Origin of the sequence: Paractinoplanes aksuensis (assembly GCF_024137025.1) — a bacterium.
Lineage (GTDB): Bacteria > Actinomycetota > Actinomycetes > Mycobacteriales > Micromonosporaceae > Actinoplanes > Actinoplanes aksuensis.
In genome coordinates this window covers 21,349-41,389 of the sequence record NZ_JAMYJR010000011.1, presented here as the reverse complement: position 1 = coordinate 41,389, position 20,041 = coordinate 21,349, and the positions used below count along the sequence as shown (strand labels likewise).

18 protein-coding genes are annotated in these 20,041 nt (G+C 71.1%); 13 read left to right on the top strand and 5 right to left on the bottom strand.

Annotated elements, in window-relative coordinates; all coding sequences use genetic code 11:
- Nucleotides 1–41: 41 nt before the first annotated feature.
- From M1L60_RS11960 to M1L60_RS11945, 4 genes are read left to right on the top strand one after another with little or no spacing between them, the layout of a single operon-like run.
- Nucleotides 42–941: an ABC transporter ATP-binding protein gene (locus M1L60_RS11960; RefSeq protein ID WP_253237441.1), complete on the top strand. Its 900-nt coding sequence runs from the start codon at nucleotides 42–44 to the stop codon at nucleotides 939–941.
- The gene (locus M1L60_RS11955) at nucleotides 938–1,723 is read left to right on the top strand and encodes an ABC transporter permease (protein ID WP_253237440.1); all 786 of its coding nucleotides are present in this window, start codon (nucleotides 938–940) and stop codon (nucleotides 1,721–1,723) included. Before M1L60_RS11960 ends, M1L60_RS11955 begins: the two co-directional genes overlap by 4 nt.
- A 30-nt stretch (nucleotides 1,724–1,753) precedes the next feature.
- A complete protein-coding gene (locus tag M1L60_RS11950) occupies nucleotides 1,754–2,020 on the top strand; it encodes a hypothetical protein (protein WP_253237439.1) in 267 nt (88 codons plus the stop codon).
- A gap of 39 nt (nucleotides 2,021–2,059) precedes the next feature.
- Nucleotides 2,060–4,099, top strand: coding sequence for an immune inhibitor A domain-containing protein (locus M1L60_RS11945; RefSeq protein ID WP_253237438.1), 2,040 nt, complete (start codon nucleotides 2,060–2,062; stop codon nucleotides 4,097–4,099).
- Here the strand turns inward: M1L60_RS11945 and M1L60_RS11940 are convergent.
- Complete coding sequence (locus M1L60_RS11940) at nucleotides 4,081–4,776, bottom strand: cyclase family protein (RefSeq protein ID WP_253237437.1); 696 nt, start codon at nucleotides 4,774–4,776, stop codon at nucleotides 4,081–4,083. The genes M1L60_RS11945 and M1L60_RS11940 overlap by 19 nt on opposite strands.
- A gap of 54 nt (nucleotides 4,777–4,830) precedes the next feature.
- On the opposite strand from M1L60_RS11940, the gene M1L60_RS11935 reads away from it, so the two are divergent.
- The 4 genes from M1L60_RS11935 (at nucleotide 4,831) to M1L60_RS11920 (ending at nucleotide 9,660) form a co-directional block, all read left to right on the top strand.
- Nucleotides 4,831–5,424 (top strand): MerR family transcriptional regulator, encoded by a 594-nt coding sequence (locus M1L60_RS11935; protein WP_253237436.1) that lies wholly within the window; start codon nucleotides 4,831–4,833, stop codon nucleotides 5,422–5,424.
- A complete protein-coding gene (locus M1L60_RS11930) occupies nucleotides 5,421–7,868 on the top strand; it encodes a VIT domain-containing protein (protein WP_253237435.1) in 2,448 nt (815 codons plus the stop codon). Before M1L60_RS11935 ends, M1L60_RS11930 begins: the two co-directional genes overlap by 4 nt.
- A gap of 365 nt (nucleotides 7,869–8,233) precedes the next feature.
- Nucleotides 8,234–9,076 carry an alpha/beta fold hydrolase gene (locus tag M1L60_RS11925; RefSeq protein ID WP_253237434.1) on the top strand — a complete coding sequence of 281 codons (843 nt, stop codon included), beginning with the start codon at nucleotides 8,234–8,236 and terminating at the stop codon, nucleotides 9,074–9,076.
- Between the two features lie 92 nt (nucleotides 9,077–9,168).
- The gene (locus M1L60_RS11920) at nucleotides 9,169–9,660 is read left to right on the top strand and encodes a hypothetical protein (protein ID WP_253237433.1); all 492 of its coding nucleotides are present in this window, start codon (nucleotides 9,169–9,171) and stop codon (nucleotides 9,658–9,660) included.
- Between the two features lie 465 nt (nucleotides 9,661–10,125).
- Here M1L60_RS11920 and M1L60_RS11915 read toward each other — a convergent pair whose 3' ends face one another.
- A complete protein-coding gene (locus tag M1L60_RS11915) occupies nucleotides 10,126–10,842 on the bottom strand; it encodes a thrombospondin type 3 repeat-containing protein (RefSeq protein ID WP_253237432.1) in 717 nt (238 codons plus the stop codon).
- A gap of 96 nt (nucleotides 10,843–10,938) precedes the next feature.
- Between M1L60_RS11915 and M1L60_RS11910 the strand changes: the two genes are divergently transcribed.
- Nucleotides 10,939–11,187: a type II toxin-antitoxin system Phd/YefM family antitoxin gene (locus M1L60_RS11910; protein WP_253237431.1), complete on the top strand. Its 249-nt coding sequence runs from the start codon at nucleotides 10,939–10,941 to the stop codon at nucleotides 11,185–11,187.
- Complete coding sequence (locus M1L60_RS11905; protein ID WP_253237430.1) at nucleotides 11,184–11,567, top strand: PIN domain-containing protein; 384 nt, start codon at nucleotides 11,184–11,186, stop codon at nucleotides 11,565–11,567. The genes M1L60_RS11910 and M1L60_RS11905 overlap by 4 nt, the downstream gene beginning before the upstream one ends.
- 231 nt (nucleotides 11,568–11,798) lie before the next feature.
- On the opposite strand, the gene M1L60_RS11900 is transcribed toward M1L60_RS11905, so the two are convergent.
- Nucleotides 11,799–13,649 (bottom strand): alpha/beta hydrolase, encoded by a 1,851-nt coding sequence (locus M1L60_RS11900; protein WP_253237429.1) that lies wholly within the window; start codon nucleotides 13,647–13,649, stop codon nucleotides 11,799–11,801.
- A gap of 414 nt (nucleotides 13,650–14,063) precedes the next feature.
- Between M1L60_RS11900 and M1L60_RS47760 the strand changes: the two genes are divergently transcribed.
- Nucleotides 14,064–15,071, top strand: coding sequence for a ricin-type beta-trefoil lectin domain protein (locus M1L60_RS47760; protein ID WP_253237428.1), 1,008 nt, complete (start codon nucleotides 14,064–14,066; stop codon nucleotides 15,069–15,071).
- Nucleotides 15,072–15,429: 358 nt separating this feature from the next.
- Here M1L60_RS47760 and M1L60_RS11890 read toward each other — a convergent pair whose 3' ends face one another.
- Together M1L60_RS11890 and M1L60_RS11885 are read right to left on the bottom strand one after the other, a co-directional pair.
- Nucleotides 15,430–17,100 (bottom strand): FAD-binding dehydrogenase, encoded by a 1,671-nt coding sequence (locus M1L60_RS11890; RefSeq protein WP_253237427.1) that lies wholly within the window; start codon nucleotides 17,098–17,100, stop codon nucleotides 15,430–15,432.
- 58 nt (nucleotides 17,101–17,158) lie between these two features.
- Nucleotides 17,159–17,746, bottom strand: a complete 588-nt coding sequence (locus M1L60_RS11885; protein WP_253237426.1) for a TetR family transcriptional regulator — start codon at nucleotides 17,744–17,746, stop codon at nucleotides 17,159–17,161.
- A 96-nt stretch (nucleotides 17,747–17,842) separates the two neighbouring features.
- On the opposite strand from M1L60_RS11885, the gene M1L60_RS11880 reads away from it, so the two are divergent.
- Nucleotides 17,843–18,742, top strand: a complete 900-nt coding sequence (locus M1L60_RS11880) for an SDR family oxidoreductase (RefSeq protein ID WP_253237425.1) — start codon at nucleotides 17,843–17,845, stop codon at nucleotides 18,740–18,742.
- Between the two features lie 120 nt (nucleotides 18,743–18,862).
- Complete coding sequence (locus tag M1L60_RS11875) at nucleotides 18,863–20,038, top strand: alginate lyase family protein (protein ID WP_253237424.1); 1,176 nt, start codon at nucleotides 18,863–18,865, stop codon at nucleotides 20,036–20,038.
- The last annotated feature ends 3 nt before the right edge of the window (nucleotides 20,039–20,041 follow it).

Sequence of the window (20,041 nt, the reverse complement as noted above, 5' to 3'; positions counted from 1 at the left end):
GCCGACGCGCCCCACCGGTCGCTCCCGGCACGCTGAGAAGCATGATCACGGTCGAACGACTCACGAAAAGGTACGGCGGCCACCCCGCGGTCGACGACGTGTCCTTCACCTGCGAGCCCGGCACGGTGACCGGATTCCTCGGCCCCAACGGCGCCGGCAAGTCCACCACGATGCGCATGATCTGCGGGCTCACCCCGCCCACGACCGGCTCGGCGACCGTCGGCGGCACCCCCTACCGCCGGCTCGGCAACCCTGGCCGCCACGTCGGCGTGCTGCTCGACGCGTCGGCCCAGCACTCCGGGCGTACGGGACGGGAAGTTCTCTCTTTGGCCGCCATCACCATGGGCATCGACACGCGCGAGGTGCCCAAGGCGCTCGACCGCGTCGGGCTGAACGCGGTCGCGGGCAAGCGCCGGGTCAAGGCGTACTCGCTCGGCATGCGCCAGCGGCTCGGCCTGGCCCTGGCCCTGCTCGGCGACCCGGCCGTGCTGATCCTGGACGAGCCGGCCAACGGGCTCGACCCGGAGGGCATCTATTGGATGCGCGGCCTCCTGCGTGACTTCGCCGACCGCGGCGGCACCGTGCTGCTCTCGTCCCACCTGCTGCGCGAGGTCGAGGCGGTGGCCGACCGGCTGGTCGTGATCGGCGCCGGCAAGGTCGTCGCCCAGGGTGACAAGGCGGAGCTGCTGGCCCAGACCGGCACGCTGGTGCGGGCGGCCGACCCGGCCGCGCTGGCCCTGATGCTCGAACGCGCGGGCCTGACCGGCACCAGGACGACCGACGGGGGCGTCGTGGTGCCGACCGGTTCCGAGGTGATCGGGCGGGCCGCCGCCGACGCCGGGCTCGTCCTGCTCGAGCTGCGACCGGCCGGTTCCGGTGGCCTCGAGCAGATGTTCCTCACCCTGACCGCCGGCGATTCCGTCAAGGAGGCCGTCCGATGACCGCCGTTCTCGAGACCCAGACCCCTTCCGTACGGTCGGAGAGCGGCCGCCCGGTGCCGCTGGGCCGGTTGACCGTGGTCGAGCTGCGCAAGCTGGCCGACACCCGCGCCGGTCTGTGGCTGCTGATCGTGATCGGGCTGGCCACGGTCGGCACCTCGGCCATCATGCTGGGCTGGGCGACCGACGCCGAGCAGACCTTCGAGGGCCTCTTCGGCTTCGGGATGCTGCCCTCGGCGGTGCTGCTGCCCGTGCTGGGCATCCTGTCGATGACCGCCGAATGGTCGCAGCGCACCGCGCTCACCACCTTCACGCTGGTGCCGGCCCGGGAACGGGTGATCGTCGCCAAGCTGGCGGCCGGCGTCATCATCGCGATCGCCTCCACGGTCGCCACCCTGGCCCTGGCCGCGGTGGCCAACCTGCTCGCCGGGGCGCTGGGCGGCGACGGCGGCTGGGACATCGCCGGCTCGCTGATCTGGCAGGGCCTGGCCATGCAGGTCTTGTACGTGCTGATGGGCCTGGGCTTCGGCGCGCTGCTGCTGAACTCGCCGCTGGCCATCGTGGCGTTCTTCGCGCTGCCGACGGTCTGGACGATCCTGGGCGAGACGATCAAGGCTCTGAGGACAGCCACGGGCTGGATCGACATCAACACGACCACCACGGCGATGGGCGAGGCGAACATGACCGGGGACGAGTGGGCCCGGGTCGGCGTCTCGGCCGCGATCTGGGTGCTGGTGCCGCTGGCGCTCGGCATCTGGCGGGTGCTGCGGCGCGAGGTTTCCTAGCCTCGGGACGCCCGGAGTAATGTCGGGTTCATGCCCATCGGCGCCCAGCCACCCGGCCGCCGCGGCACGGTCGAAGAGCCGTACAGCCCGCTGAACCTGCGGCTGATCCTGGCCCTCTTCGGATTTGTCGTCTGCACCGTCCTGGCCGTCCTGCTCTTCCGGGCCGGCTGGACGGTGCCCGGCTGGTTGCTGGTCGCGTGGGCCGCGGTCGCCGTGGTCGACGCTGTGGTGGTGCAGCTGCGGCGCCGGGCCCGCCGTCGCGCCGATGGTGGACGTGACCACTCGCTCTTCGAATAGCCCTATACCTGCCGTTTTTGGGTAGTAGCGTCCGGTTGCATGAGAATCGCAGCCCTTCTGGCGGTCGTGCTTGTCGCCGGCGCCCCGGTTCCGGCGCACGCGGACGTGGCTGCGACCCCCTCGGACGTACGGGAACTCACCCGCACCCATCTCACGCTGGACGAGCCCCGCAGCAAGCGGCCGCAAGGCCGGAAGGCCGCCGGGCCGACGCCGCCGGTCGGGACGGTGCGCGAGTGGGTCGGGCTCGACGACACGACGGGCAAGCTCTATCGCAAGAACTACACGTTGAAGGCGACCGGCCGGCACGTCGAGGTGTGGGTGGCGCAAGACCTGGCTTTCCCGGCGACCGACTGCCGCAAGAACGCGATCGAGGTCACCGACGCCAACGTCGCGGCGCTGGTCGACGAGTTCGATCGCACCATCCATCCGAAGGAGACGGCGGTCTTCAGCACGCCGCCCGACCGCGACGGCACCAAGGCGACGACCGAGGGCGACTTCACCGGGGACGGCGACAAGACGGTGACGCTGGTCGACAACATCCGCGACGCCAACTACTACACGTTCCCGGCCGCGGTCACCTATGTCGCGGGCTTCTTCTCGCAGCAGGTCAACGAGTTGCTCGACCGCAACGTGCTGACGATCGACGCCTACGACTGGAAGCACCGCCTCGGCGCGGCACCGGCCGACGAGCCGACCGACGACCTGTGCACCAGCCGGCCCGCGCGGCCCCGCATGTACGAGGCGACCTTTGCCCACGAATGGCAGCACCTGCTCGGGTATTACGCCGACCCGGCCGAGACGACCTGGCTCGACGAAGGGCTCGCCGACTTCGCGTCGACGCTGACCGGTTACGCGGACGCGCGGGCCGGGATCGACCAGCCCGGCAACGACACCCACCTGATGTGTTACCAGGGCTGGGGGCCGCGGAAGACCAAGTACAACGCCAATCCGCGCGACTGCGGCGGGCCCCAGAACTCGCTGAACCTGTGGGACGAGGGCACGCCGAGCGAGGTGCTCGCCGATTACGGCCACGCGTATCAGTTCGTGCTCTATCTGCGCGATCGCTTCGGCCTGGAGATCGTGTCGATGCTGCACCGGGACAAACTGCGCCAGGGGTTGGCGGCGGTGCAGGCGGCTCTGCCGACCGGAGTGACGCTCTATGACGTGCTGCACGACTTCCAGCTGATGACGCTGGTCGACGGGGCGGTGGGTGAGCCGGGCGGTTCGATCACGGGAGTGCCGCTCGCTTCCGTGACGGCGGCCGGGCTGCGGTCGTCGATCAACCTGGCCAACCCGTCGGCCTTCGCCGGCCCGGGCGCGGCGCCCAACGGCGCGGACTACGTTCCACTGCCGACGCCTCTGACCTCGCTGTCGTTCGAGGGGGCGTCGGATCTCGACCCGCTGCCGCTCGGGTGGACGATTGCCGAGAAGACGCTCTATTCGGGGAATCGCAACGACCTCGACTCGTACGCCGTGCGGCCGGTCACGATTCCGGCCGGGCGGCCCGAACTGACGCTGGAGACGTCGTACGCCACCGAGGAGCGTAACGACTTCGGATACGTGACCATCTCGCTCAACGGCGGCCGCACCTATCACTCGGTCACCGGGGACCGGACGGTTCCGGGGCCGCTCGGGCCGGGTCTGACCGGGGCCAGCAACGGCGTCGTCACGGTCAAATACGACCTCACCCCGTACGCCGGGAAGGACGTGCTGCTGGGGCTGCGGTACGTCACGGACGGGGCCGTCTCGAAGGGTGGCTGGCGGATCGGCGCCATGACCCTGGCCGGGAGCACGCTGAGCGACGGGTCCACGATGACCGGCTGGAGGTCGCCGACCGAGATCGTGCCGACGCCGGTGCACAACTGGCACGTCCGGCTGGTCGGCCTGCGCGACCGCCACGCCGAGGTGGTGACCGTGGACGACTTCGCCCGCCTCAGCTCTTATTCCCAGGTGGTCGCCGTGGTCTCGCACGATGCCCCGGCCGAGACCGAGACCCGCGGCGCGCCCTATCGCCTGGTTGCCAACGGCGTGCTGCAGCCCGGCGGCGGCTCTGCCCCGTCTCACGGCAGCACGCCGTAGATCAGCGCTGGGGAGCCGGAGCCGGCGCGGTTGATCTGACCGCCGCACAGGATCCGGGCGCCCGTGGGCGGTAGCGCCTCGAGATTGGCCAGCACCTCGAGGCTGATCCGATGGCGGCGATAGACCAGGCGCGAGACCGCGTAGGTGGTATCGCGGCCGACGTCGGGGCTGAAGGCGTCGGTGCCGGTGCCGCCGCGCCGGCCGATGCGGCCCGTGTCGATGAGCCATCGGACCGTGTCGACCGCGAAACCGGGATGGCGCAGCGTGCCGTCGGCGTCCGCATCAGCGAACCCGGCCGTGCCCCACTTGGCGTCCCACCCGGTCCAGATGACCACCATGGACTCGTCGGGGATCCGGCCGTGGGCCTGCTCCCACCGCTCGACGTCGGCGATCGTGACGGCGTAATCCGGATCGCGGGCGCACTGCTCCCGTACGTCGATCTTCACCGCCCCCAGATGCAGGTCTTCCAGGTCCAACTCGTCGGCCAGGGGCTCGCCGGCGTTGAAATGGCCGGGCGCGCCCCAGTGGGTGCCGGTGTGCTCGCCCTGGCGGACGAGACGCAGGTAGTAGCCGTCGCGCTCGATCGTGGCCACCGTCTCGAGCTCGAACGGCGGGTCGCCGGGGTAGACCGCGGCGGTCGCCGGGTCGTTCACGTGGGAAAGGCTGATCAGTCCCATCGCTGCACTCTAGCTCATTGACAGTGTCACGGTGACAGTGTCAAAGTAGTCGGCATGTGGACGCTCGACGAGTTGGTGGAACGGGTGCGCGAGGCCCTCGAGGCCGAATACCCCGGCGCACCGAACGGACGCGTCCGCGATCTGCCCGATCGCCGCGCCATCCGCTGGTATTCGACGATCGGGCTGGTCGACCGGCCGCTCGGCATGCGCGGCCGGTCCGCGCTCTACGGCCCCCGCCACCTCGAACAGCTCGTCGCCATCAAACGCCGCCAGGCCGAGGGGCTCACCCTGGCCCAGATCCAGGCCGAGCTCACCGGCCTGTCCCCGTCCGCCCTCACCGACATCGCCCACGTCCCGCCCGGCCTGATGGTCATGGCCGACGACGAGGCCCCCGCCCCGCACGCCCCACGCCCTCGTTTCTGGACGTCCCCGCCGGCCCCGGCCCCGGCCGCTCCCCCGCCACCCCCACCCGCGGCGCAACCGTTCACCGGCCTGTCGCTCGGCGGTGGTGCCCTGCTGCTCGTTCCCCACGCCCTGACCGAGAGCGACCGCGACGCTGTCGCCGAGGCCGCCGCACCCCTGATCGCACTACTAGCCGCCCGAGGCCTGACCGTCGCCGAAGGCTCGATCGATGGGAGTCCGTCATGACCCTCTCCGTCACCTCGATGGATCCCGGGGAACTCAGCCGCATCAAGATCCTGCCCGACGCCGGCTTCGGCATGCTGCGCACCGACCGTGGGGCGCTGCCGCTCGACCGCCTCGACGTGCGCGCCCGCATCAGCGGCCTGATCGCGCGCACCGTGCTGCAGACCGAGTTCGTCAACGTGCACGACGTCGCCCTCGAGGCGACCTATGTCTTCCCGCTGCCCGACCGGGCCGCCGTCACCGGCATGACGATGACGGCCGACGAACGCACGATCACCGCCGAGCTGCAGGAACGCGGCCAGGCCCGGGAGGCCTACGACCAGGCGATCCAGGCCGGTCAGCGCGCCTCCATCGCCGAGGAGGAAAGGCCCGACGTCTTCACCATGCGGGTCGGCAACATCCGGCCCGGCGAGCGGGTGGTCATCGAGCTGACCCTGGTCGGCCCCCTGCCCTTCGAGGACGGCGAGGCCACCTTCCGGTTCCCGCTGGTCGTGGCGCCGCGCTACATCCCCGGCACGCCCCTGCCCGGCGCGGCGGTCGGCGACGGCTGGGCCCCCGACACCGACGCTGTGCCCGACGCGTCGCGCATCACCCCGCCGGTGCTCCTGCCCGGCTTCCCCAACCCGCTGCGGCTCGGCCTCTCGGTCGAGATCGACCCGGCCGGTCTCGAACTGGGCCAGGTGCGCTCCAGCCTGCACACGGTGGTCGACCACGACGGCGTGCTGACGATCGGCCCCGACGAGCGGGCCAACCGCGACTTCATCCTCCGGCTCCCCTACGCCGGTGGTGGCCAGACCGCGCTCGCCGTGCCCGACGAGTCCGCCGAGCAGCCCGAGGGCGTCTACCAACTGGTCGTGCTGCCGCCGGCCGGCGCCACCGCCCCGCGCCCGAAAGACGTCGTCCTGCTGCTCGACCGCTCGGGCAGCATGGGTGGCTGGAAGATGGTGGCCGCCCGCCGGGCCGCGGCCCGCGTCGTCGACACGCTGACCGCGGCCGACCGCTTCGCCGTGCTCACCTTCGACCACCAGGTCGACCGCCCCGACGACCTGCCCGCCGGGCTGGCCGAGGCGACCGACCGGCATCGCTTCCGCGCGGTCGAGCACCTGGCGAAGGCCACCGCCCGCGGCGGCACCGAGCTGCTGGCCCCGCTGTCCGAGGGGCTCGGGCTGCTGCGCGCGAGCGAGGGCCGCGACCGGGTGCTGGTGCTGGTCACCGACGGTCAGGTCGGCAACGAGGATCAGATCGTCCACGACGTCACCCCGCTGATCGGCACCACCCGCATCCACACGATCGGCATCGACCGCGCGGTCAACGCCGGCTTCCTGGGGCGGCTGGCCGCTCTGGGCGCCGGCCGCGCCGAACTGGTCGAGAGCGAGGACCGTCTCGACGCGGCGATGGAACACATCCACCGGCGCATCGGCGCGCCGCTCGTCACCGACCTGCGGGTCACCGCGACGGGCGTCCAGCTCGTCGACGACGACCGCACCCCGGCCCGTCTGCCCGGCCTCTACCCCGGCGTCCCGCTGGTGGTCAGCGGTCGCTACACCGGCGCCCCCTCGGGCGAGCTCGTCGTCACCGGCCGCACCCGTGACGACCAGGAGTTCCGCACGTCCGTCGCCGTCCAGCAACGCGACGAGTCCGCCGTCACCGCGCAGTGGGCCCGGGCCCGCCTCCGCGACCTCGAAGACGCTTACGCCGCCGGCGACCGCAGCCTTGAGGACCGCATCGTGGCCCTGTCGCTGCGCTACGGCGTGCTGTGCCGATTCACCGCCTACGTCGCTGTCGACAGCCGGGTCGTCAACGAGGGCGGCGAGGTCCGCCGGGTGACCCAGCCCGTCGAACTCCCCGACGGCTGGGAGGCTCCCGGCGCCGTCGCCCCGGCCATGATGCGCTTGTCCGCCGCCGCGGCTCCGGCCCCGCCGCCGGTCCCGAGCGGCCCGCCCAGCTTCGCCCCCACCATGGCCGACGACGTCATGGCCGCGGGCGGTGCCGGCGGCTTCGCCGGCGCCCCTTCGCCCGCCCCTCGCGCCGGCGTCGCCCGATCCCGCCTGGCCAACATCGCGGCCTCTCCCGCCATGCTGCGCGCGGGCAAAGCCGGAGCCGCCCCGAACACGCTGTCGCTCGACGACGTCCGCGCCCTCGCCGCCACCGAGGCCGAGCGCCTGCAAGCCACCACCACCCAGCCCGACTGGGAAAAGCGCGAACTCCTGGACGACCTGGCCAGCCGCCTGGACGTCCTGATCGGCGTCCAGACCGACCCCGCCTACGCTCCCCTGCAAGAACTGGTTACCAAGCTCCGCTCCGAGGCCCCCACCTCGGAGAAGTGGTCGGCAGCGATCACCGCCCTGACCACCTTCGCCGGCACCACCACGCCCGCCGCAACCACCACCGCCGAGCCGCCCGTCCCTTCGCCGTCCCCCGAACGCAAATCTTTCTGGAAACGGTGACCCCCACGGGCCGTGGCGCGTGCCGCGCCACGGCCCCAGCGGCACCCCTCCCGCAACAAGCCCCTCCGCCAGGCGCGTCAGGTGTGCGGTCGGCGGCCGGGCTGAGGCGTCGCTGGACTCGGCCCAGTGCGCTCGGCTCGGGTGGGATGTCGCTCGATTCGAACCAGACGTTCCTCGAATCGTCCCGGGTACGCCCGGCCCGGCGGGGACGTCGCCCGGCCCGGCCCGGGCACCGCCCTGCTCGTCCCGGGGTCGCTCAACTCGTCCCGGCTCGCTGACTCGTCCCTGGGTCGCTCGATTCGAACGGGGCTTGGGCCGGCTCGGGCGGGGCCGCGCGCGGGGCCGGATCGTGGCACGATGCCGCCGTGCCGACCTTCAGCTCGTATGACGGAACCTTGCTGGCCTACCACGTCGAGGGCTCCGGGCCCGTGCTCGTCTGTCAGCCCGGTGGGCCCGGTCGGGCCAGTGTCTATCTCGGCGACCTCGGTGGGCTGACGCGGGACTACACGGTGATTCGGCTGGACAGCCGAGGTACCGGCGATTCCGCGACACCGTCGGATCCGGCCACCTACCGGATGGATGCGCTGGTGCCCGACCTGGAAGCGCTGCGTGTTCATCTTGGGCTGGAGACGATGGCGCTGCTGGGGCACTCGGCCGGCGCCAATGTGGTCACTCTCTATGCCGCCGACCACCCGGAGCGGGTCGAGCGCCTGATCCTGCTCACCGGTCTGGTCCGCGCGGCCGGGCTCACCCCGATCGGGATGGAAGAGGCGTACGCAGCCCGCTCGGCCGAGCCCTGGTACGCCGACGCGGTCGCAGCGTGGACCGCGTGGGACGAACTGCCCGAGGACGCGAGCGAGGAGGACACGCGCCCGCTCCGGTTGGCCGGTGCGCCGTTCTCGTACGGCCGGTGGAACGCCGCGACCGAGGCACACGCCACGGCGGGCCTGGACCAGTTCGCGCCGGCCGCCCGCGACGGTTTCTTCCCGGGCTACACCCCCGACCGGGACGCGATCACGACCAAGCTGTCCGCCCTGACCGCACCGGTGCTCGTGGTCGCGGGCGAACTCGACGTCTCTCCGACCCCGGCCGCCGCCGCCGAGGCGGCGAAGCTGTTCCCGTCAGCGACCTTGGTGACCATCCCCGGCAGCGGCCACTTCCCCTGGGTCGACAACCCGGCCGACCTGACGGCAGCGCTGACTCCCTGACCCCGATTACGCCCACCACGCGCCTGCCTGGACAGCCGGTGGAGAGTCCAGTCCGAGCAATCCCAGGTCTCACCGAACGGAAGGACTGACCAGTGGACCGTCGTTCCCCGCCATTCACCACGCTCCTGCTTGCAGTGGCGACTCCCGTCGCGGCGATCTGGCTGATTCCCGACCAGACTGACGACGTGTCCAGGCGACTTGCCGCGCAGGGCGTAAAGCTGGACTACGGAATCGAGCCGGTGAGTTTCGGGCCGGTGGCCAACACCGTGATCGGCGTCGCAGCGTGCGCCGTAGTCGTGGCCTGCCTCGCCCTGTTGGCGTACGGCGCGGCCCGCCGGACGATCGCCAGGGCCTGGCTGGGGGTTGCCGGGTCGACACTGGCCATCGGCTTCTTCCTCGGCTTCAGCTGGCGGGTGTGGACCGCCGGCGGTATCGGCGCCAACATCGGTGCCGGCCTGGTGATGCTGATGAGCCCAGTCTGTATCGGGTTGAGCTCGTTGCCGGGGCTGTACGGAGCAGTGCTCCTCCGCCGGGCTCACAAGCAGCGCCAGCTCAGCGTCCTCCAACAGGAAACAGCGCCTTGACCGCGCCGCGCAGTGGTCCAGCCTGTTCCTTACCCGCACGGTCGCCGCGTCACAGCCCCAACCGGCCGACGACCGGAACCTCCTCGACGACACCGTCGCCGAGGAGGTTCCGGTGAAAGCGGACGTCCGATCTCGCTCCCCCGGCACCCGCTCATGGCCGAGCCACGGTAGCTCCGCAGTTGGGCGGTCGGCGTGAACGGGGAACCTGAAAGTCGGCTCACTAAACTGCCGCAGACAAACGCGGAGGGTAGTCGCGTGTTGGTGGCACGTTGCCCGTCGGTTTTCGCAGCGGGATCCGTGCACGAGCACCTCGATGCTGACGAGATCAGCACTTGTTCCGCGCTCAGCCGCGCTGAGCTCGCTGCGGCAGTCCGGGCCGTCACCGGTTCGGACGCAATGAGCTGCGGCAGCGTGTGCGGTACGGAAAGGGGTCGGGGGTCAAGGACCCGGCGCAACACCGTGCTGTCAGTGGTTCGGGGTGCGGAGCACGGTGTCGAGCTTCCCGTCGCGGTCTGTGTCGAGGTAGGTGAGCTCGGGCACCCCGTCACCGTCGAGGTCGATCTGCACCATGTCGGCGATGCCGTCACCGTCGAGGTCGGTGACCACCTCGATCGATCCGTCCGAGCGCCGGCTGACAATCGAATTGGCGGTGGTGGCGCCCCGGCTTGCCGGTCCGGGGCTGGACGGCGATCCAGGCGCGGAGCCCGGTAGTGGGCCGGGCCTCCTGTCGTACGCCCCGACCGGGCCGTCGGTACCGAACGGATCGATCTCCTCTTCAGAGGGGTAGACGTCGCCATGCCAGGCCGGATCGGGATAGGTACTCATGTTCTTGAAGTTCCCTGACGGAGCCGGTGGTAACCGTCGGCGCTGGAGAAAGCACACCGCTGTGCCGAGCACCGGGCCGGTCACCTGGGTCGTACGCCCGAGCCTGACAGACCGTTTGACCAGTACCAGAACGATCGCCTCGCAATAAGTCCAGAGCACGCTGCCGCAACGCTGTTTGGTGCACGGTCTGCCGCTGAGTTTGCGCAGGAGCGAAGTCCGCTGGCCGGTGCCCCCTTCTGCGACGATCGCCTGCTGTTGCTGGGCTGCTGCGCCGAGCCCTGAGCTTGCGCGACGGTAGCTGCGCTTTCCCTCAGTATGACCGGTCCAGCCTCGCTGGATAGGCGCCCGCCAGGTCATGCCCTAGACCGACGGCGGCCCCGACCAGCTTGGACAACCCCAGGTCTCACTAATTGGAGCATTTAAGCCCGGTAGCACATGTGCTACGCTCCCACTGTGCATGAAGTCGGACTGCGGGAAATGCGGCAGAACGCCAGCGACCTGGTGCGCCGGGCGCAAGCAGGTGAACGAGTAACGATCACCGTCGCCGGCCGGCCAGCGGCTGTGCTCGGCCCGGTCAGTCCTCGCACTTGGCGCGAGTGGGACGACCTCGCCGGAGTCTTCGATCAGCCCACCGACCCTCAATGGGCCGACGACCGCGACCTCCTCGATGACACCGTCGCCGACCCGTGGGCTGAACGGTGAGCCGAGGCATCCTCGACACCAGCATCCTCATCGCCACCGATGTGACCCCGATCCCCGGCGAACTGGCCATCAGCGTCGCGAGTCTCGCCGAACTCCAGTTCGGAGTCCTGGTCGCGAAAACCGCCGAGGCGAGAGCGCTGCGCCTGGCCCGACTCAGCGCCATTCAACGTCGATTCGACCCGCTCCCCATCGACGAAGCCATCGCCGACAGCTACGCACGACTGGCCGCACGCGTCGTCGAGACCGGCCGCCAGCCACGAGCAAGAGTCATGGATCTGCTCATCGCCGCTACCGCGCACGCTCACGACGCCGCTATCTACACCCGTAACGCCGACGATCTCGCAGGCCTTGAAGACCTCATCACGATCCACACGATTTGACCCTGCCCAGCACTGGCCCGGCACCCCCTGGCGCCTGCACGCCTCGCCATTGCCGCCGTCGCGCCGGCCCCGAGCCTGCGCGACGGCGGCTACGACTCCCCTGACGCCCACCACGTCACCCCTGGGGCCGGCGGCGACAAAGCCGCTCGGGCAACCTGGTTCTGCTCTGCCGCCGGCAAGGGTGGGGGCGTGGGGCCCCGCTCACCGCGTGGGCGGTGAGCGGGGCTGGGGTCAGCGGACGGGTGGCAGGTGCTTCGGGGTGTTCTCGGCGGGGAGGCCGTGGGCGGCGATCTCGACGAGGGTGGCTGTGTTCAGGTCGAACGTGTCCTTGGCCAGTTCGTCGGGGTCGTCGCTCAGGACGGTTCGGAAGGGTTGGGCTGTTCCTACGCACGTTGTGCCCTTGGTGGGGAGGGTGCGGGAGAGCAGGTAGCGGTCCATCGCCGTGGTTACGCAGGGGGAGGTTCCGTACGCGGTGTGGCCCCAGTTGGTGCTGGAGAGCAGGCGGCTGTTCGGCAGGAGCTTGGACGAGGAGACCGCGTCGGCGTAGTTCGTGGCGGGGTCCCAGTAGTTGCCTACGAACAGGACCGGGTTCTTGGTCTTGCGGTTGAACGGGCCGGTGTAGGCGTCCTCGTCGCGGACGGTCCAGGTGTTGCGGGCGCAGCTGACGCTCGACCAGGCCCAGGCCCGGCCGAAGTACGGGGCTCGTTTGTCGGCCTTCGCGCCGGCCTTGACCCAGGCGGCGCTGTTGGCGGGGTGGCGGCCGTCGGTGCACATGACGGCGGTGTAGGCGTCGAACGAGTTGTCGTACGGGAACGCGCGGCTCGCGAAACGGGTCACCGTCGCCTGGGCCGCGACCGACTCGCCTCGCGAAGCGCCGGGGGTGGTCAGGCGCCACACGGCGGCGGCCAGCGCGGTCACCTCGGCGCCGGCGTGGACGTCGTAGAGGGCGCTGAGCACCATGCTGACGAACATCGAGTAGGTGATCTTCTGGCCGTCGACCGACAGGGGCTTGGCCTTGAGGCGGTCGGTGAGCACGCGGAAGCGGCGGATCGCCTGGCCCGAGAACTCGCACTTGGTGGCGCCGGCGGTGTTGCAGCGGTCGAGGATCTCGTGCAGGGCGCGCCAGGCGCCGTCGGCCGAGCGCAGGCGGTCGTCCTGGACGGCGTTGCTCTTCGCGCCGACCCAGGCCACCGGGTTGATCACGCCGTCGACGGCGATCGCGCGGAAGCGGTCGGGGAACATGTTGGCGTAGTACTGGCCGAGCGCGGTGCCGTAGCTGAAGCCCAGGTACGAGAGCTTCCGGTCGCCGACGGCGCGGCGTATGACGTCCATGTCGCGGGCGACCTCGGCGGTCGACATCGAGCCGGCCAGCATGCGGCCGGTGGTCGAACACGCCCTGCCCTGCGCGGCCGAGGCCTTGATGAAGGCCTTTTCTTCCTTCTTCCCGTACGGGAAACCGGTGTTGATCTTGGATAGCACGGGCTGCTGGCGGCCGGCGTCGGTGAAGCACGCGACGGGGTCGCTGAAGCCGACGCCGCGCGGGTCCATGCCCACGATGTCGAAGCGCTCGAGCAGCGGATCGCTCAGGAAGTAGGGGGCGGCGAGCGCGATGGCCACACCGGAACCGCCGGGGCCGCCCGGGTTCAGGAACAGGCTGCCGATCTTGTTCTTCTGGTCACGCGCCTTCACCCGCAGCAGGGCGAGCGTGGTCTTGGCGCCGTTCGGGCGGTCGTAGTCGAGGGGCACCTGGGCGGTCGCGCACTGCGCCCACGAGTAGCACGAGTACCAGCGCAACTTGGGCGTCGCGACCGAGTCGACGCGGCGGCGCTCGACCCAGCTGGTGCGCGCATACGCCCCGGCGGCGGCGGCGTCGGCGGTTCCGGCGGCGTCAATGCTGGTGGTGGCGGCGCCGATGGCGGTTCCGGCGGTCGTTTTGTCCGTCGGCGACACGGCGGCGGCGGGGCTGGGCACGACGAGCGCCCCCGCCAGCATCAAGCCGGTGGCTCCGGCCGCGAGCAGGCGGATACGAGCCGCCTTCGGGCGTGATCCGGCATTGGGCAGTGACGTCGGGGCGAGCCGCATCCGGGCGGTCGGCGATCCGGCGCTGACGCCGGGACGCGGAGGGGACGGTGTCCGGGCGAGCTCAGGGGACGGACCATCGCCGGGTGGCGGGGAGGAAGGCGGCGTCCGGGTGGGGTCTGGGGGTGGACCGTCGCCGGGTGGTGGGGAGGGGAACGGCATGGGGATACCTCGATGGTCGCCGGCGGCTGGGTCGCGCCTGGATGATCAAGAAGGTAGGTTCACGCGAGATCAATTCGGTTCTCCGTTTTGGAGCATGAAGGTTGCTGTCGCCAAGCCGACTGAAGCTGGTCGTTCCCTACCCGATCGGCCGCAACGGGCGGAAAGTCGGATGTTCAGGGGGCGGCAGATCGTGATCTCCGCGGGTAGCTTGGACCGCCGATCGTCTCTTGGCAGCTCGATGGCGGCGGGTGAAGCGTGACGGCGAACGGCGAACACGGCGACGAGCGGGATCCCCTGCTGGTCCGGCCGTTCGTGCTGCGCGATTCCGGCGCGCCCGACGACGACTCGCCCCAGACCTGGCCGGCGGAGACACCGACTGATCAGCCGGCCGCCGACAACACCGCCACGGCGATCCTGCACCTGCCGTTCCGCCGCAAGCACGCCGCCGTGGCTACGAGCCCGGCCCGCGGCAGCCACCGCCGGCGGGTGCTCGTCCTGGCCGGCACGGCCGCGGTGGTCGTGCTCGGCGCCGCGGCCGCCGGTTTCGCGGCGCTGCGCGATGACGTCCGGCCCTCGGTGACGACCGGTCTGCCCGGCGGCCCGCTGCCCGCGGCGACAGCCCCGGCCTCGACGAGCGCCGCCACCTCCCCCGCGCCCGGCGGGTCGAGCCCCACGGGCGGTCGCCCCGGCACCGGCGCCCCGGCCGGCAACGCGACCGGAGCCACGACCACGCCCAGCGGCACGACCTCGACGTCCGCCACCAGCGCCACGAGCGCGCCCACCAGCAGCCCGTCGGCCGGTCAGCCGATCTCGCTGACCCCGTCCCCGACCGGCGGCGGCCAGACCACCGCCCCGCCCAAGGCGCCGCAGGGTGTCGCGCCGGTTCCTCCGGCCAGCGACCGCACCGGCGTGATCCGCGGTCAGAACGGCCTGTGCCTCGACCTGAACGGCGCGATCGCCGTCGACGGCAACCACGTGCAGGTCTACGACTGCAACAACTCGATCGCCCAGAGCTGGACCCTGGCCACCGACGGCACGCTGCGCGTACAGGGCAAATGCGCGCTGGCCGTCGGCGACAACCGCGTCGAGATCGTCAGCTGCGACGGCCGCACCCCGGCCCAGTGGCGCGTGTCCAACCAGCGCCTGATCAACGCCGCCACCAACACGTGCCTGACCGACCCGTCGGCCGGCCGCCGCTCCGGCACCGGCGTCACCGTCGCGTCCTGCACCGGCTCCGCCGGCCAGCGCTGGTCCCTCCCCTGACCCCGCCCCAGGCTCCGGAGTGCGAACTCCGGTAGAGCGAGCACTCACCGATGCACACGAGCGCTGCAGACAGAGCACCGACCCGACTGAGGAGGCCACGGGCGCGGGTGGCCGGCCAGGCGGCTTCGAGCGCTCGCGACGCAGCATGGGGCGGGCATGGTCATGGGTTGGCTGGCCAAAGGGCTCGGGCGAGCACTCGCAGGCAGCCGGGCAGACCGTGATGCACGGTCACGGGGCGGGGTCAACGGTTGGACGGACGCTCACAAGACAGCCAGCACCGGCCGCTGCCGCGGATGTGGGTTGGCGGTCAAAGACTCTGGCCAGGTGGCGGCAGGCGGCGCCGAAGCGGGCGGGGTTGTCAGAGGGTTTTGGCCAGGTGGCGGCCGGCGGCGCGGCCGCTGAAGAGGCAGCCGCCGAGGAAGGTGCCTTCCAGGGCGTTGTAGCCGTGGACGCCGCCGCCGCCGAATCCGGCTACCTCGCCCGCCGCGTACAGGCCGGGGATGGGGGTGCCGTCGGACGACAGGGCGCGTGATTCCAAATCGGTCTGGATGCCGCCCAGGGTTTTGCGGGTCAGGATGTGCAGCTTGATGCCGATCAGCGGGCCCGCCGCCGGGTCGAGCAGGCGGTGCGGCGCAGCCGTGCGGCCGATGCGGTCGCCCAGGTAGCGCCGGGAGTTGTGGATGCCCTGGATCTGGGCGTCCTTGGCGTACGGGTGGCCGATCTGGCGGTCCCGGGACTCGATCTGGGTGCGCAGGCGGGCCGCGTCCAGCAGCGGTTCCTCGGTCAGCTTGTTCATGCCGGCGACCAGGTCGTCCAGCGTCGACGCGACCACGAAGTCGGCGCCCTTGCGCTTGAACGCCTCGACGGGCGCCGGCGCGCCCTTGCCCAGGATGCGTTCGCGCAGGAAGGCCCGCTTGTCGCCGGCCGTGATGTCGGGGTTCTGCTCGGAGCCGGAGAGCGCGAACTCCTTCTCGATGATCTTCTGGGTGAGGATGAACCAGGAGTGGTCGTACTGCGCGATGTCCGGCGTCGTGCGCAGGTGGCGCAGCGTGCTCATCGTGTCGTAGCCGGGGAAGCACGGCGCGGGCAGCCGCCGGCCCAGCGCGTCGAACCACATCGACGAGGGGGCGGGCAGGATGCGGATGCCGTGGGCGGGCCAGATCGGGTTCCAGTTCTGGATGCCCTCGGTGTAGTGCCACATGCGGTCGCGGTTGACCAGGCGCGCGCCGGCGTCGGCCGAGATCTGCAGCAGGCGGCCGTCGACGTACTCGGGGACGCCGGTGATCATGCGCTGCGGGGGACGGCCCAAATTCTCAGGCCAAAATTTTCGTACGAGATCGTGGTTGCCCCCGATGCCGCCGGAGCTCACGACCACCGCCTGCGCCGTCAACGTGAATTCCCCGACGGTCTCGCGGCTGGACGGCTCACCCCGTGCACCGGCCGAAGGCGCCAGCACCTTCCCGCGTACGCCGGTGACCGTGCCGTTCTCGACCACGAGCTCATCCACACGGTGGCGGTAGCGGAACGTCACCAGTCCCCGGGCCCCGGCGTCCTGGATCGACCGGACGAACGGCGCGACCACCCCGGTGCCGGTGCCCCAGGTGACGTGGAAACGCGGCACCGTGTTGCCGTGCCCGTCGGCGCGCAGGCTGCCGCGTTCGGCCCAGCCCACGGTGGGCAGCCACGACATGCCCAGCGAGGACAGCCAGGCCCGCTTCTCGCCCGCGGCGAACTCGACGTAGGCCCGGGCCCAGCGCGACCCCCAGGAGTCCTGGTCGTCGAGGCGGTCGAAGCCGGCGCTGCCCTGCCAGTCGTTCCAGGCCAGGTCGAACGAGTCGGCGACGCGCATGCGCCGCTGCTCGGGCGTGTCGACCAGGAACAGGCCGCCGAAGGACCAGAACGCCTGCCCGCCCAGGTTGGCCTCGTTCTCCTGGTCGACCAGGATCACCTGCTTGCCGGCCCGGGTGAGCTCGTGGGCGGCGGCGAGCCCGGCCAGTCCGGCCCCGACAACGATGACGTCTGCGTCCATGGCCCGGCAATGTACCGGAAATCCCGAGGAAGTTTCAGCTTTCGCGCGGCGCGGCCAGCTAGGCAGTAGCCGGGAGGAGTGTGCGCAACTCGGCGATGGCCTCTCGCACATGACCGAGCAGAGAGCCGTCGGCGGGATCGGCCACCCAGCGGGTGAACGCCACCTTGAAGGCGCCCGTTCCGGCTTCGGCGGCCAGCGCGGCGGCCAGGTCACCGACGCCACGCTCGCGCAGAATGCCGGCCAGCGCGGCCGAGATGCGGTCCATCTTGGCCACCTCGCGTTCCTGCAACGGGGGGTTGGCGTCGATCACCCGCTGCCGCTGCCGCGAGTACTCGACCGGCGGGAAGTAGTCGGCCGCGGCCACCTCGAACGCCGCCGCCACCGCAGCGAGAGCGGCCGGTCCCGCAGCGGCCTCGGACAGCAGCGGTGACTCGGCCACCGACTTGAGGAGGAGGGCCTGGAGACGTTCGGAGCCGGCGAACAGGACCTCGCGCTTGTCGGCGAAGTGGCGGAAGAAGGTTCGCTCGGTCAGCCCGGCCCGCTCCGCGATCTCGGCCACCGTCGTCTGGTCGAAGCCGCGCTCGGCGTACAGGTCCATCGCCGCCTGACGCAGGCGGGACTGTGCGTTCGGCTCCCAGCGACCCATGCCCCGAACGATATCCGACGGCAGTTCCTGACATCACACCTCACGGAGCGATGACAGCGACTGACATGGCGAGCTAGGCTGACGACAGTCACTGACATGAGAGAAGGAACTGCCATGCGCGTATTCGTCACCGGCGCCTCGGGCTGGATCGGCTCGGCCGTCGTCCCCGAACTGCTCAAGCACGGCCATGAGGTCACCGGCTTGGCCCGCTCCGACGCCTCGGCCCAGCGCGTCGCCGAGACCGGCGCCCAGGTGCTGCGGGGTGACCTCGACACGCTCGCCGTCCTGCAACAGGGCGCCCGCACCACCGACGCCGTCATCCACCTGGCCTTCGTGCACGACTTCGGCAACTTCGCCGAGTCGCTGCGCAAGGACCGGGCCGCCATCGACGCGATCGGCGAGACGCTGGCCGGCACCGGGCGGCCGTTCGCGATCGCCTCGGGCACGCTCGGGCTGACCCCGGGCCAGGTCGCCACCGAGCGCGACATCCCGGACCCGGCCACCGCCCACCCGCGCCAGCAGAACGCGGCCGCGCTGCTCGCCCTGGCCGAGCGCGACGTGAAGCCGATCTCCGTCCGCCTGGCCCCGACCGTGCACGGCGAGGGCGACGGCGGTTTCGTCCCCGAGTTGATCCGGGTCGCCCGCGAGCGCGGCTCGACCGGCTACGTCGGCGATGGCGCCAACCGCTGGACGGCCGTGCACCGCGACGACGCGGCCGCCCTGTTCCGGCTGGCCGTCGAGCAGGCCACCGCCGCGCCCACGATCCTGCACGCCGTGGCCGAGGAGGCGGTGACCGGCCGCGCGATCGCCGAGGCCATCGGGTATGGCCTCGGCGTACCCGCCGCCCCGGCCGCGCCGGAGGAGCTCGGCTGGATCGGCCCGATGTTCGCCGCCGACAGCCCGGCCTCGAACACTCTCACCCGCGAACGGCTGGGCTGGAACCCGTCCGGACCGACCCTGATCGATGATCTTGCCCAGGGTCACTACTTCAAGTAAGGCGTGAAGAAAAACCTTAAGAGAAAGTTAAGTCGGTCGATATCTCCTTGACCGCACGCCTCCCGGGGTGGGATCTGTTAACTACCTTTCCGGTTCCCCACCCCACCCCGGGAGATCCCCATGCGCCGACGCGCACTCCTGGCCGCGTTCACGGCATTAGCCGCGGCGACCGCCACTTTCGGCGTTCGCCTGGCCACCGCGGACGCGGCCCCCGTCACGTTCACCCACCCCGGCGTCCTGGTCAGCCGGGCCCAGCTCGACTTCGTCAAGACCAAGGTGCAGCAGCAGGCGCAGCCGTGGACGGCCGCCTACAACCAGATGCTGGCCAGCCGGTACGCGTCCCTGTCACGCACGCCGGCGCCGCGAGCCACTGTCGAATGCGGCTCGTACTCCAACCCCAACAACGGGTGCACGGACGAGCGGGAGGACGCCATCGCGGCGTACACGGACGCTCTGATCTGGTATTTCACGGGTAACACGGCCTACGCCCAGAAGTCGATCGCGCTGATGGACGCGTGGTCGGCCACGATCCGGTCGCACACCAACAGCAACGCGCCGCTGCAGACCGGCTGGGCCGGCTCGGTGTGGCCCCGCGCGGCCGAGATCATCAAGCACGCGTACGGCAACTGGCCCAACCAGGCCCGGTTCGCCACCATGCTGCGCAACGTCTATCTGCCGGTCGTCATCGCGGGCAGCAGCAGCAACGGCAACTGGGAGCTGTCGATGATGGAGGCGGCCGTCGGCATCGCCGTCCACCTCGACGACAAGACCAGTTACGACCGGGCCATCACCCGCTTCCAGGCCCGCGCGGCGGCGTACGTCTACATCGCGGCCGACGGCAGCCAGCCGAAGTACCCGCCGGTCGGCAGCGTCGACACCCGGGCCGAGCTGATCAGCTACTGGCAGGGGCAGAGCACATTCGTCGACGGCCTGTCCCAGGAGACCTGCCGCGACTTCGTGCACACCGGCTACGGCCTCAGCGCCATCAGCCACGTCGCCGAGACCACCCGCATCCAGGGCGTCGACCTGTGGCCGTCGCTCTCCGAGCGGATGCGGCACGGGCTGGGCTTCCACACCAAGTTCGAGAACGGCACGGCCGTGCCCGGCAACATCTGCGGCGGGTCCGTGGTCAAGGGGCTCGGCCCGGTGACCGAGGTGGCGTACAACGCGCTGGCCAACCGGCTCGGCATCGCCATGAGCAACAGCCGCACGTACACCGAGACGCGCCGCCCGCAGGGCACGAACAACCTGTTCGTGGCCTGGGAGACGCTCACCCACGCGAACAACCCGGCCTGAGGC

What these genes read in the sequence shown, in the direction of transcription:
- M1L60_RS11960 (WP_253237441.1), top strand. Translation starts at nt 42, where the DNA reads ATGATCACGGTCGAACGACTCACGAAAAGGTACGGCGGCCACCCCGCG.
- M1L60_RS11955 (WP_253237440.1), top strand. Translation starts at nt 938, where the DNA reads ATGACCGCCGTTCTCGAGACCCAGACCCCTTCCGTACGGTCGGAGAGC.
- M1L60_RS11950 (WP_253237439.1), top strand. Translation starts at nt 1,754, where the DNA reads ATGCCCATCGGCGCCCAGCCACCCGGCCGCCGCGGCACGGTCGAAGAG.
- M1L60_RS11945 (WP_253237438.1), top strand. Translation starts at nt 2,060, where the DNA reads ATGAGAATCGCAGCCCTTCTGGCGGTCGTGCTTGTCGCCGGCGCCCCG.
- M1L60_RS11940 (WP_253237437.1), bottom strand. Translation starts at nt 4,776, where the DNA reads ATGGGACTGATCAGCCTTTCCCACGTGAACGACCCGGCGACCGCCGCG.
- M1L60_RS11935 (WP_253237436.1), top strand. Translation starts at nt 4,831, where the DNA reads ATGTGGACGCTCGACGAGTTGGTGGAACGGGTGCGCGAGGCCCTCGAG.
- M1L60_RS11930 (WP_253237435.1), top strand. Translation starts at nt 5,421, where the DNA reads ATGACCCTCTCCGTCACCTCGATGGATCCCGGGGAACTCAGCCGCATC.
- M1L60_RS11915 (WP_253237432.1), bottom strand. Translation starts at nt 10,842, where the DNA reads ATGACCTGGCGGGCGCCTATCCAGCGAGGCTGGACCGGTCATACTGAG.
- M1L60_RS11900 (WP_253237429.1), bottom strand. Translation starts at nt 13,649, where the DNA reads ATGCGGCTCGCCCCGACGTCACTGCCCAATGCCGGATCACGCCCGAAG.
- M1L60_RS11890 (WP_253237427.1), bottom strand. Translation starts at nt 17,100, where the DNA reads ATGGACGCAGACGTCATCGTTGTCGGGGCCGGACTGGCCGGGCTCGCC.
- M1L60_RS11885 (WP_253237426.1), bottom strand. Translation starts at nt 17,746, where the DNA reads ATGGGTCGCTGGGAGCCGAACGCACAGTCCCGCCTGCGTCAGGCGGCG.
- M1L60_RS11880 (WP_253237425.1), top strand. Translation starts at nt 17,843, where the DNA reads ATGAGAGAAGGAACTGCCATGCGCGTATTCGTCACCGGCGCCTCGGGC.
- M1L60_RS11875 (WP_253237424.1), top strand. Translation starts at nt 18,863, where the DNA reads ATGCGCCGACGCGCACTCCTGGCCGCGTTCACGGCATTAGCCGCGGCG.